Raw genomic sequence first — 11,588 nt, forward strand, 5'->3', positions numbered from 1 at the left:
GCCCCGCACACGCCAAAAGCGTAAGCGGTTTTTGCCAGGCAGCCGGCAAGACCCGCGCCTGGATGAAAAACCGCGGAGTATACCGCAGCACCGCCCTGCGCAGTGGACCATGGCGATAGACGTTCCCTTACCCTGCTGCCGCTGCAAGATGCTAGAATTCGTTATCGTTTATTCCCCAAGGTAGCCCTGTAATGTCCTTCGCCGAGCAACTGACCCGCCTGCAAGCCTTCCTCGACGCCGACGAGCTGCACGAAGAAGCGCTGGACTACGTCGCCGCCCACGGCTACCTCACCGCCCTGTCGATCAACGCCGAAGAAGTGCCCGAGCGCGAATGGATCGATGCCCTGTTCGCCGAAGAGCCGCACTACGCCAGCGAGGCCCAGCGCACCGAAATCGAAGCCACCCTGGTGGCGTTGAAAGCGCACATTGCCCGCCAACTGGCCAGCGACGAGGAATTCGACCTGCCATGCGAGCTCGACCTCACCGACGAGCCGGATGATTCCGACCTGCGCGGCTGGTGCATCGGCTTCATGGAAGGCGTGTTCCTGCGTGAAGAGGCCTGGTTCGAGAACGCCGAAGAAGAAGTCAGCGAGATGCTGCTGCCGATCATGGTTGGCTCGGGCCTGTTCGACGAACAGCCAGAGTTCGCCGACATCGCCAGCAACGCCAACCTGCAGGACGACATGATCGTACAGATCCCCGAGGCGTTGAGCGCACTGTTCCTGCTGCTGCACGCGCCTGACGAAAAGCCGGCACTGCTCAAGCCACGCCACCACTAAGTCGCCTGTGCGCTACCTGCTGCTGGCCATAGGCTGGCTCAGCGTCGCGCTGGGGGTGTTGGGGATATTCCTCCCGGTATTGCCCACCACCCCTTTCCTGCTACTGGCGGCAGCCTGCTTTGCCCGCAGCTCGCCGCGCTTTCACCACTGGCTGGTTCATCACCCCAAGCTCGGGCCATGGATCCGCGACTACCTCAGTGGTGAGGGCATCCCCCTCAAGGGCAAGGTCTACGCCATCGGCCTGATGTGGGCCAGCATCGGATTATCGTGCTATCTGGTACCCCTGTTCTGGGCGCGTGCGTTCATGTTGACCAGCGCCGTGTTGGTAAGCCTGTATATCGTCAGGCAAAAAACCCTGCGCACACCAAAGTGACATTTTTTTGTCGCCAAATATCACTTTCGCCTAACTGAAATTTCCTTTATCTGAAATTGTTCTGGAACTGCATCAAAGCCCCGTATCAACTGGCTTTCGTGGCCTTGACCGCACTCATCCCCTGCACTTCTTGTCAACGCTGTTAGACAATATCAGTCTTATATGGCAATTTGATATGAATAAATCTTCTTACATATCGCGTTGAATGTACTTAGCTGTGTTGTTAAAAACCTGCAACACTATACGCGATAACTTTATCGTCATTTTTTTGGCGAGCAGCAGGATCAATTCCAGGATCAGGGAGATGTACCATGCGCGTTTTGAACCCCATCACCAGTGCATTACTGTTGGCCCTGGCGAGTGCCAACGTACAGGCGATGTCGATCACCGAGGCCGTCCAGAGCGCCGTGGACTACCACCCGCAAGTAAGCTCCAACCGCAACAGCAAGCTGTCGGCCGATGAGGACGTCAAGTTTGCGCGCGGTGGCTACTACCCTTCCGTGGACTTGGTCGCAGGCTATGGTCGCCAGCGTTCGGACAACGCCACCACCCGTGCCGAAGGTAACCATAACAAGGAAACCCTCAACTACACCCAATCCGAGCTGCGCCTGCGGCAGATGATCTTCGACGGTTTCAACACGTCGAATGAAGTGGGCCGTACCGAGGCTGTCTCCACCTCCCGCGCCTACTACACCCAGGCAGTTGCCCAGGATGTCGCCCTGCGTGCGGTGGAGGTGTACCTGGAAGTGCTCAAGCGCCGTGAGCTGGTGACCCTGGCCAAGAACAACCTGCAAGCCCACCTGCGCGTCAACGACCAGATCGGCCTGCGTAACGAGCGCGGCGTCGGCAGCACCGCCGACCTTGACCAGTCCCGCGCACGTCGCGCCCTGGCAGAAAACAACCTGGATACCGCCGAAGTCGACCTGGCCGATGCCGAGGCCAACTTCTTCAGCGTGATCGGCCGTGCCCCGGACGAGCTGGAAAGCCCGCAGACCATCAAGGGCGAGGTACCTGAAACCCTCGACGGCGCGCGCGACAGCATGCGTCAGAACAACCCCTACATCAAATCTGCCCAGGCTGACGTCAACGCCGCCGAGCAGCAGTACGAAGTGGGCAAGTCGACCTTCTACCCGCGCTTCGACGCCATTCTGGCAACCGGTGCCAACAACAACACCGGCGGCGAGAAGGGCCACAACAACAACGACTGGCAAGCTGGCGTGGAGATGAACTACAACCTGTTCCGTGGCGGCAGCGACAAGGCCCGCCTGCAGTCCGACGCGCACAAGATCAACCAGGCCCTGGATATCCGCAACAACGCCCTGCGCGAGTTGACCGAGAACCTGAGCCTGGCGTGGAACGCCATGAACAACGCCAGCAAGCAGCTGCCGACTGCGCGTGAATACGCCGAGACCACCAAGCGCGTGCGAGCCGCCTACCAGGACCAGTTCGGCCTGGGTCAGCGCACCCTGCTGGACGTGCTCGACAGTGAAAACGAGCTGTACAACGCCGACCGCCGCTACACCGAAGTGCGTTATACCGAGGAGTTCTCGCGCTACCGCGTGTTGGCGACCATGGGTGAGTTGCTGACCAAGCAGCATATTTCGCTGCCGCCAGAAGCGCTGGCCACTACCGAGGTGCGTACCGAGGCGCGTTTGCCCGAGATGCGTTGATCGGGCTAGAGATAGCCGGGGCCGCCTTGCGGCCCATCGCGACACAAGGCCGCTCCTACACGAGTACGCGATCCCCTGTAGGAGCGGCCTTGTGTCGCGATGGGCTGCACAGTAGCCCCCAGCGCTTACTCGGTGCCATGGTTACGCTGGAACGTCTCCACCCCCATTGCCTTGATCTGCCCCTCGATCAGCGCCTCGAACGGTGCCAGCAACGCATCGAAGCTAACCGGCTGCTCCAGCGCATTCAACGCCCCCACCACCGCCTCGATCGTCGACAATGCCCCCGCTTCCGGCGCTTTGCGCAGCCGGTAACGTGAAGGCGTGACAGCCCCCAGGGTCACCCTCGGCAACCCCTCCAGCAACGGGTTCATGTACAGCAGCTTGCGCGCCTTGCGCCAGGTGCCGTCGGGCACGATCAACAGGAGGGGTTTGTCTTCGGGTTCGTCATACGCCGAGAGCACCTGGGCGTCGTCCCCCGGGAACAGCAGCGCCGGGCGGTAACCGGGCGTCGCCAACAGTCCACTCAAGTCATCGAACACCTCTGCAATGCGCAACTCGGCATTGTTCAAGCCGAGGGCAGCCAGGCGCGCAGTATTCAGGGCATGGGCGGTTTCACTGGGGTGCTGCAGCAGGATGACGCGGGTGCGGCTGTCGAGCGCGGGAATCAGTGGGCAAAGGCAATGGTCGAGCGGGCGCTGACAGCGCTCGCAGCGGGGTCTGGGCATGGGGGTCTCCTTGGCGGGGACATTTTGCCACAGAACCGGGGCCCGCTTGGCGGGCCCGGCAATTTCAGCGGTTGAAGCGCTCCGCCAAGCTATGCAGGTACTCGGCCATACGCTCCAGGTCCTGGCTGATCTCCGCACCCTGCCTGGCCTGCCCGGCACTCTGGTCACACAACTGGGCAATCCTCACGATCTGTTGGTTGATGTCCTCGGCCACATGGCTCTGCTGCTCCGACGCCGTCGCCATCTGCTGGCTCATGCCAGTGATACGGCTGACCGCCTGGGCTATGCCGCTCAACGCCGCCTGCACGGCCTCGACGCTGTGCACGCTGTCCCGCGAGATCTGCTCACCCCGGCTGGCAGTGCTCACCGCTCGCTCGGCACCTGCACGCAGCGAGGCAATGATGTGGTGAATCTCATCGGTCGAGGCACGGGTGCGCTGGGCCAGCGAACGTACTTCATCCGCCACCACGGCAAACCCGCGCCCCTGCTCGCCGGCACGCGCCGCCTCGATGGCTGCGTTCAGTGCCAACAGGTTGGTCTGCTCGGCTATCGAGGTGATCACATCGACCACGCTGCCAATCGACTGGGTTTGCTCGGCCAATGCATTGACCGCCTGGCCGATGTCATTGACCGCATCACTCATGCTGCCCATGGCCTTGAGGCTTTGCAGCGCCAGCTCGCTGCCCTGTTGCGCCAGCTGGTCGGCATCACCCGCCGCATGTGCCGTACTCTGCACGTTGTGGGTCACTTGCTGGATGGTCGCAGCCATCTGCGCGATGGCCGTGGCGGACTGGTCGGTCTCGCTGCGCTGGCGGTCGAGCATTTGCGCTTGCGCATCCGACAGATCGGATGACTGCGCCGCCCGCGACTTCACCCCCACGCCTGCATCCACCAAACGGGTCAAAGCCGTTTGCAGCCGTGCTTCTTCACTGATGATGGCCAGGTCGAGCTGGCCCTGCAGCCCGGGATTGTCGCTATAGGTCAGCGCCACCAGCGGGCTGGTGAAGGCCTTGGGGTGCTCGGCCAGCGTACGGCGGATGGCCTGGTTCTGCCGGTGCTCGACCAGGTACCAGGCCAGCAGCAGGCTGGCCATCAGCACCCCAAGCGCTGCATAGGGTGGCAGCCACAGGTAGCCCGCCGCCGACAGCAGGCCCGCGCCAATCAACGGCCAGCCATGCCCCAGGCCATGCCCAAGCCGCGCCGCCCAGGGCACCGCGGCATGGCCGGCCCGCAGCCGTGCATACAATGCCTCGGCACGGCGGATCTGCTCACGCGTGGGCACCGAACGTACCGACTCATAGCCACTGATGCGGCCCTGCTCGTAAATCGCCGTGACATAGGCGCTGACCCAATAGTAGTCGCCGTTCTTGGCCCTGTTCTTGACCACCCCCATCCACGGCTTGCCCTGCTTGATGGTCTCCCACATATGCCCGAACACCGCCGGTGGCATATCCGGGTGGCGCACCAGGTTGTGGGGTTGGCCGACCAGCTCGTCGTAGGTAAAGCCGCTGATCGCCACGAAGGCGTCGTTGCAGTAGGTGATACGGCTGTTCAAGTCCGTGGTGGAAATCAGGCGTTGATCGCTGGAAAAGGTTCTTTCGTGCTCAGTGACGGGCAAATTCATGCGCATCTTGGGCGATCCTTGCAGGATGAATGGGGGAAAAATCATCAGCGCAAGTTGATATGTAGCAGAGCGCTATCAGGTTAGCGGCCAGCCCATGCAGGAAATTAGAGCCTCCCGACGAAATACATGAACAGCGTGTTTATCAACCCACATTGAGCTGGCTTTTCAGCAGGTCGCGGAAGGTCTGGATCAGCGGCTCGCGGGTGCGCCCACGGCGAATGATCAGCGAGAACGGTGCCTGATAACCAAAGGTCGACGGCGACAGCACCCGCAAGTCGCCCTTGTCGACCCAGGCCTGCGCGTAGTGCTCGGGCAAATAGCCGATATAAGCACCGGAAAGGATCAGGATCAACTGCGCCTCCATACTCTCCACTGTCGCCGCACTGTGCTTGAAACCATGCCGGGCCAGCTCGGCCTGGCTCCAGTAGCCACGCCCGACCATGCGTTGCTGGGTCACCACCTGCTCGGGGATGCGCCGCTCGGTGTACAGCGGGTGGCGGCTGCTGCAGTACAGCCAGTGCTGTTCACGGTACAACGGCTGGTAGAGCAGGCCACTCATGCGCGAGGAGAACGCACCAATGGCCAAGTCCAGGCGGTTGTCCTGTACGCCCAGTTGCAGTTCGTACGGGCTGGACACCGACAGGTGCAGGTGCACCGCCGGATGCTCCTGGCTGTAGGCACCGATGGCTTCGGCCAGCGGCAAGGCCCGGTCACCAACCGTGGAGTCGATCACCCCAAGGTTGAGGGTGCCACGCAGTTCGCCCTTGAGGGCAGCGGCATACTGCTCGAAGCCGTCCAGTTCAGCCAGCAGGCGCAGGGTTTCCTGATGGAACAGTTCGCCCTTGCTGGTCAAGCTGAAACCGCCACGCCCACGGTGGCACAGCACAATGCCCAGTGCGCTTTCCAACTGGCTCATGTAGGTGCTGATGGCCGAAGTCGACAGGTTCAGGTCACGCTGCGCGTTGGCGAAGCCCTGGTGGCGCACCACGCTGACAAAGATGCGCAGCAGTTTCAGGTCGGGCAAGGTCGAGGCCATGGTGCAACGATTCCGCAACAGTATTAGCGCGCAGTCTAACCGCTGCGGCCAGCTTTAGTTCAGAAATTCCTGAACTAAGTTTTTGTCGGTAGCGATTCTTCCCCGCCACTACCTTGAGCAGACTTGGCCGAAATGTCCCTGCCCGCCGGCAACTCCCCCGTGGAAGGCGCGCGGCGGCACAGGTTCGAACAAACAGAACAATCGACCGACTGATGAGGCCCACCGTGGACAAGACTCTCCACCAACCACTGGGCGGCAACGAAATGCCGCGTTTCGGCGGCATCGCCACCATGCTCCGTCTCCCCCACCTGCAAAGCGCCGAAGGCCTGGATGCCGCCTTCATCGGCGTGCCACTGGACATCGGCACCTCGCTGCGCTCCGGCACCCGCTTCGGGCCACGGCAGATCCGCGCCGAATCGGTCATGATCCGCCCTTACAACATGGCCACCGGGGCTGCACCGTTCGACTCGCTGTCTGTTGCCGACATCGGTGACGTGGCGATCAACACCTTCAACCTGCTCGACGCCGTGCGCATTATCGAAGAAGCCTACGATGAAATCGTCGAGCACAATGTCATCCCGATGACGCTGGGCGGCGACCACACCATCACCCTGCCGATCCTGCGTGCGCTGCACAAGAAGCACGGCAAGATCGGCCTGGTGCACATCGATGCCCACGCCGACGTCAACGACCACATGTTCGGCGAGAAGATCGCCCACGGCACCACCTTCCGCCGTGCCGTGGAAGAAGGCCTGCTCGATTGCGACCGCGTGGTGCAGATCGGCCTGCGCGCCCAGGGCTACACCGCCGACGACTTCAACTGGAGCCGCCGCCAGGGCTTTCGCGTAGTGCAGGCCGAAGAGTGCTGGCACAAGTCGCTGGAACCACTGATGGCTGAAGTACGGGAAAAGGTCGGCGGCGGCCCGGTGTACCTGTCGTTCGACATCGACGGCATCGACCCGGCCTGGGCGCCTGGCACCGGCACCCCGGAAATCGGCGGCTTGACCACCATCCAGGCGATGGAGATCATTCGCGGCTGCCACGGCCTGGACCTGATCGGCTGTGACCTTGTCGAAGTCTCCCCGCCTTACGACACCACCGGCAACACCTCGCTGCTCGGTGCCAACCTGCTGTTCGAGATGCTCTGCGTGCTACCGGGCGTAGTGCGTCGTTAACACCGCTACACCCCGGCAGGAGCCATGAGGGAGGGCCACAGAGGCCCGCCAACAACACGACAAGACCGCCGGGCGCCGAAAACGCGCCCGCGTGGTCGATCTCGCCATAATAAAGATAATCGGGAGACCCCCAATGGCCTTGGACATCATTGTTGTAATGATCTATACCGCCGGCATGCTAGGGCTTGGCTGGTATGGCATGCGGCGCGCGAAAACCCATGAAGACTACCTGGTAGCCGGGCGTAACCTCGGCCCGGTCCTGTACATGGGCACCATGGCCACCACCGTGCTGGGTGGCGCTTCTACCGTTGGCACCGTGCGCCTGGGCTACGTCCACGGCATCTCCGGCTTCTGGCTGTGCGCAGCCCTGGGCCTGGGCATCATTGCCATCAACCTGTTCCTGGCCAAGCCGTTGCTGCGCCTGCGCATCTTCACCGTGACCCAGGTGCTCGAGCAGCGCTACAACCCTACCGCGCGCCAGGCCAGTGCCGTGATCATGCTGGCTTATGCACTGATGATCGGCGTTACCTCGACCCTGGCCATGGCCACCGTGCTGCAAGTGCTGCTCGACTTGCCGTTCTGGGCCTCGCTGCTGCTCGGCGGCGGTGTGGTAGTGCTGTATTCGACCATTGGCGGCATGTGGTCGCTGACCCTGACCGACATCGTGCAGTTCGTGATCAAGACCGTCGGCCTGATGTTCATCCTGCTGCCAGTGTGCCTGTACAAGGCCGGTGGCTGGGACACCCTGGTGGCCAAGTTGCCGGCGGCCAGCTTCCAGCTGACCACCATTGGCTGGGACACCATCATCACCTACTTCCTGATCTACTTCTTCGGCATCCTGATCGGCCAGGACATCTGGCAGCGTGTGTTCACTGCACGTGACGAGAAGGTCTGCCAGCGTGCCGGTACCGTTGCCGGTGTGTACTGCGTGTTGTACGGCCTGGCTTGCGCGGCCATCGGCATGGCCGCCCATGTGCTGATGCCCGACCTGGCCAACCCGAACAACGCCTTTGCCGAGATGATCAAGAGTACCCTGCCCGATGGCATCCGTGGCCTGCTGATGGCAGCTGCCCTGGCGGCGATGATGTCCACCGCCAGTGCCGGCCTGCTGGCTGCCTCGACCACCGTGACCGAAGACCTGCTGCCCAAGCTGCGCGGCGGCAAACAGTCGAGCCTGGGTCTCAGCCGGCTGTTCACCTTGCTCACCGGCCTGGTGGTATTGGGCATCGCGCTGATGGTGAACGACGTGATCAACGCCCTGACCCTCGCCTATAACCTTCTGGTCGGCGGCATGCTGATCCCGCTGATCGGGGCGATCTTCTGGAAGCGTGCGACCACCGCCGGCGCCATCGCCAGCATGTCGCTGGGCTTTGCCACCGCCCTGCTGTTCATGTTCAAGGATGGGCTGGAGGCCAATACCCCGATCTACTACAGCCTGGCTGTTGGCCTGGTGAGCTTTGTGGTGGTTAGCCTGATGTCGCGTAAACCCGTCGGTGCCGTGAACCTGGCCTGATAGTTCCTGGTTGCCTGCACTGGCCTCTTCGCGGGTAAACCCGCGAAGAGGCCGGTACAAGCAACGCACAACCAGCAGACACAAAAAGGCCGCTGCACCCACCCAGGTGCAGCGGCCTTTGTCTTGCTCTTCAGTAGGATCAGCGACGACGGGGTTGGCGCTTGCGCTGCTCTTCATCAGTCGGGATCGGCACCGGCTGCAAGGGTGGTGGAATCAGCCCCAAGGCGACCGCCAGGTCGTGGAGCCAGTTGGACAGTGGTTTATTCATAATGCCCCCTTGACGGGTCAGCCTCACGGCAAATCAATCCTGCGATGTTTCATACAGATCATAGCCCGATGTCCTGTATTACGCATGCCTCTACTCTTACAGATAAGGGCCATTTTGACCCGGATCAAGCCGTGGCGGCGCATTCCGACGACTGGTCAATCGTTTCGCTTTGTTGCAAATCGATCCACGCCTGCAAATTTGCCCCGCGCATGCCCTGGCGCCACATCAGCCAGGTGACCGCCTGATCGAACGGCGCCTGCAGCGGGTGCACCCTTACCCGGTCACGCCCGGGCAGGCTGTCGAGCATCGAGCGGGCCATCATCGCCACCCCTGCCCCCGCGATCACGCAGGCCAGCATGCTCTGGTACGACTCGATCTCCATCACCCGCCCCATCGGTGTATGGGCATGGGCATACCAGGCCTCCAGGCGCATACGGTACGAGCAACCCTGGCGAAAGGTGAACACGGCCTTGCCCACCACGTCCTTGGCGCTGTGCACCGCTGGGTGCTCGGGGCTGGTGATCAACACCAACTGCTCATCACACAACGGCACGCCATCCAGCCCGGCCAGGTTCAGCGGGCCGTCTACCAGCGCGGCATCCAGGCTGTGGTTGAGCAGGCCTTCGAGCAACTCGCCGCTGGGCGCGGCGCGCACCTGCAGGTTCACCGCCGGGTAAGCCTGGTGATAACGCGCCAGCAGCGCCGGCAGGTGGGTCGCAGCGGTGCTGTACATGGTACCCAGCACAAAATCACCGGCAGGCTGGCCGCCACGCACGGCGGCCAGCGCCTCGTCGCGCAGGACCGCCATGCGGTTGGCGTAGTCCAGCAGCACCTTGCCTGCCGGCGACAGTTGCAAGCGCTGGCGTTCACGCAGGAACAGCTCGACGCCCAACTGCTCTTCGAGCTGGCGCAGGCGTGTGGACAAGTTCGACGGCACCCGATGCAGGCGCTCGGCGGCACGGGTGATGGACCCCTCCTCGGCTACCGCCTGGAAGATACGCAGCTGGCTGAACTCCACGGCATTCTCCAAAACAGAACAACTTGATCATCATTATTCAATTTTATTGAAAAAGAAACCGCCTTAACCTGCCAGCCATCGCTTACATCCGTGCAGGAGACTCATCATGTCGCCACTCATTCAACTGCTGGCCAGCGCCGTGGCGCTGATGATGGCCATGGGCATCGGCCGCTTCGCCCTCACCCCGCAATTGCCGCAACTGATCGCCGAAGGCCAGCTGGACCTTACGGTCGCCGGATTGGTCGCGGCTGCCAACTACCTGGGCTATTTCATAGGTGCGGTCGATGCCATGTTTGCCCGATCGCCCGGCCAGGTGCGCCTGCGCCTGCATGGCGGGCTGTGGCTGTGCGTGCTGCTGACCTTGGCTTCATGGGGCGCCGAGGGGTTCTGGAGCCATGTGCTACTGCGCTTTGGCACCGGCGTGGCCAGTGCCTGGGTGCTGGTGATGATCACCAGCCTCAGCCAGCAGGTGGCCAACGCCCACAACCGCCAGCGCCTGGGTGCGCTGGTGTTCGCAGGGCCCGGCCTGGGTATTGCCGTGACCGGGCTGTTGGCACTGGTGGCGCATGTACTGGGGCTGGGCTCGGCAGCGCTGTGGCTGATCTATGCCGTTGCCGCGCTGGTGATGCTGCTGGCCGTGCGGCCTTGGCTGCCAAGGGCACTCCAGTCTGCGCCAACGCCTGCGCACCAAGGCCCGACCCGCAGCGTAGGCATTGGCCGCCTGGGGCTGGTGTATGCGCTGTATGGCGTGGGTTACATCCTGCCGGCCACCTTCCTGTCGCAGATGGCCAACCAGCAGTTTCGTGGCCAGTGGCTGGCCGACCTGTTCTGGCCGGCGTTTGGTCTGGCGGCAGCGCTTGGTGTGCTGCTGGTGAGCCTGCGCCGCGGCGGCCGCACTTCGCTCTGGCTCACCGCGACCCTCTGGCTGCAAGGGCTTGGCGTGCTGGCCTGCCTGATGGGCGGGGGTATCGGGCTGACATTGGGCGTGGTGCTATGTGGTGGGCCTTTTCTGGCCTGCATGCAACTGGTGATGCAACGTTCGCGGGAGCTGGCACCCCATGCCACGCAGCGCAATGCCGGGCTGCTGACTGCGTGCTTTGCCTTGGGGCAGTTGAGCGGGCCGTTGCTGGCAGCGCTCAGCAGCCACTTTAGCGGTGGGCTGCAACCGGCGCTCGTGGCTGCGGCGGGTGGGTTGGTGGTGGCTGGGGGGCTGGTGCTGATTGCCAGTGGGGCACAGCAGGGTGGTGCCTGTCAGGCCAGGGTTACATCCTGAATCTCGATTGCCTGTGCCGGCCCATTCGCGGGCTTGCCCGCTCCCACAGGGGGGGGGCCAAAACCGGTGGTGCGGGCAAGCCCGCCAACAGGCCCGTGGTAGGAACCCCATACCCCACCAACCCCCCCAACATC

11 protein-coding genes are annotated in these 11,588 nt (G+C 62.8%); 6 read left to right on the plus strand and 5 right to left on the minus strand.

Going from position 1 to position 11,588, the window contains the following annotated elements; all coding sequences use genetic code 11:
* Positions 1–191 precede the first annotated feature (191 nt).
* The 3 genes from ACQKPZ_RS20965 to ACQKPZ_RS20975 all read left to right on the plus strand — a co-directional run bounded on the left by ACQKPZ_RS20965 (position 192) and on the right by ACQKPZ_RS20975 (position 2,822).
* Positions 192–779 carry a YecA family protein gene (locus ACQKPZ_RS20965; RefSeq protein WP_300030602.1) on the plus strand — a complete coding sequence of 196 codons (588 nt, stop codon included), beginning with the start codon at positions 192–194 and terminating at the stop codon, positions 777–779.
* A gap of 7 nt (positions 780–786) precedes the next feature.
* Positions 787–1,152: a YbaN family protein gene (locus ACQKPZ_RS20970; protein WP_427541741.1), complete on the plus strand. Its 366-nt coding sequence runs from the start codon at positions 787–789 to the stop codon at positions 1,150–1,152.
* A 311-nt stretch (positions 1,153–1,463) separates the two neighbouring features.
* The gene (locus ACQKPZ_RS20975) at positions 1,464–2,822 is read left to right on the plus strand and encodes a TolC family outer membrane protein (RefSeq protein WP_391125338.1); all 1,359 of its coding nucleotides are present in this window, start codon (positions 1,464–1,466) and stop codon (positions 2,820–2,822) included.
* Between the two features lie 125 nt (positions 2,823–2,947).
* Here ACQKPZ_RS20975 and ACQKPZ_RS20980 read toward each other — a convergent pair whose 3' ends face one another.
* The 3 genes from ACQKPZ_RS20980 to ACQKPZ_RS20990 all read right to left on the minus strand — a co-directional run bounded on the left by ACQKPZ_RS20980 (position 2,948) and on the right by ACQKPZ_RS20990 (position 6,207).
* On the minus strand, positions 2,948–3,547 hold the full coding sequence (locus tag ACQKPZ_RS20980) for a tRNA-uridine aminocarboxypropyltransferase (protein WP_427541744.1): 600 nt from the start codon (positions 3,545–3,547) through the stop codon (positions 2,948–2,950).
* 64 nt (positions 3,548–3,611) lie between these two features.
* A complete protein-coding gene (locus ACQKPZ_RS20985) occupies positions 3,612–5,177 on the minus strand; it encodes a methyl-accepting chemotaxis protein (protein WP_391125332.1) in 1,566 nt (521 codons plus the stop codon).
* A gap of 136 nt (positions 5,178–5,313) precedes the next feature.
* Complete coding sequence (locus ACQKPZ_RS20990; RefSeq protein WP_391125329.1) at positions 5,314–6,207, minus strand: LysR family transcriptional regulator; 894 nt, start codon at positions 6,205–6,207, stop codon at positions 5,314–5,316.
* A 224-nt stretch (positions 6,208–6,431) separates the two neighbouring features.
* Between ACQKPZ_RS20990 and speB the strand changes: the two genes are divergently transcribed.
* Both speB and ACQKPZ_RS21000 read left to right on the plus strand, forming a co-directional pair.
* Positions 6,432–7,382 carry an agmatinase gene (gene speB, locus ACQKPZ_RS20995; RefSeq protein ID WP_003254586.1) on the plus strand — a complete coding sequence of 317 codons (951 nt, stop codon included), beginning with the start codon at positions 6,432–6,434 and terminating at the stop codon, positions 7,380–7,382.
* 133 nt (positions 7,383–7,515) lie between these two features.
* Positions 7,516–8,895, plus strand: a complete 1,380-nt coding sequence (locus ACQKPZ_RS21000) for a sodium:solute symporter (protein ID WP_391125326.1) — start codon at positions 7,516–7,518, stop codon at positions 8,893–8,895.
* Between the two features lie 139 nt (positions 8,896–9,034).
* Here ACQKPZ_RS21000 and ACQKPZ_RS21005 read toward each other — a convergent pair whose 3' ends face one another.
* Positions 9,035–9,163: a PA1414 family protein gene (locus tag ACQKPZ_RS21005; protein WP_009683677.1), complete on the minus strand. Its 129-nt coding sequence runs from the start codon at positions 9,161–9,163 to the stop codon at positions 9,035–9,037.
* A gap of 124 nt (positions 9,164–9,287) precedes the next feature.
* Entirely contained in the window at positions 9,288–10,181 is an 894-nt protein-coding gene (gene ptrR, locus ACQKPZ_RS21010; protein ID WP_391125323.1) for a putrescine utilization regulator PtrR, read from the minus strand.
* 106 nt (positions 10,182–10,287) lie between these two features.
* On the opposite strand from ptrR, the gene ACQKPZ_RS21015 reads away from it, so the two are divergent.
* A complete protein-coding gene (locus ACQKPZ_RS21015) occupies positions 10,288–11,454 on the plus strand; it encodes an MFS transporter (RefSeq protein WP_427541747.1) in 1,167 nt (388 codons plus the stop codon).
* Positions 11,455–11,588: the final 134 nt, after the last annotated feature.

The organism is Pseudomonas sp. NPDC089547 (assembly GCF_050280665.1).
Taxonomy (GTDB): domain Bacteria; phylum Pseudomonadota; class Gammaproteobacteria; order Pseudomonadales; family Pseudomonadaceae; genus Aquipseudomonas.

Coding starts and splice junctions, on each gene's coding strand:
- ACQKPZ_RS20990 (WP_391125329.1), bottom strand. CDS start 6,207: ATGGCCTCGACCTTGCCCGACCTGAAACTGCTGCGCATCTTTGTCAGC.
- ACQKPZ_RS21005 (WP_009683677.1), bottom strand. CDS start 9,163: ATGAATAAACCACTGTCCAACTGGCTCCACGACCTGGCGGTCGCCTTG.
- ACQKPZ_RS20965 (WP_300030602.1), top strand. CDS start 192: ATGTCCTTCGCCGAGCAACTGACCCGCCTGCAAGCCTTCCTCGACGCC.
- ACQKPZ_RS21000 (WP_391125326.1), top strand. CDS start 7,516: ATGGCCTTGGACATCATTGTTGTAATGATCTATACCGCCGGCATGCTA.
- ACQKPZ_RS20985 (WP_391125332.1), bottom strand. CDS start 5,177: ATGCGCATGAATTTGCCCGTCACTGAGCACGAAAGAACCTTTTCCAGC.
- ACQKPZ_RS20980 (WP_427541744.1), bottom strand. CDS start 3,547: ATGCCCAGACCCCGCTGCGAGCGCTGTCAGCGCCCGCTCGACCATTGC.
- ACQKPZ_RS21015 (WP_427541747.1), top strand. CDS start 10,288: ATGTCGCCACTCATTCAACTGCTGGCCAGCGCCGTGGCGCTGATGATG.
- ACQKPZ_RS20975 (WP_391125338.1), top strand. CDS start 1,464: ATGCGCGTTTTGAACCCCATCACCAGTGCATTACTGTTGGCCCTGGCG.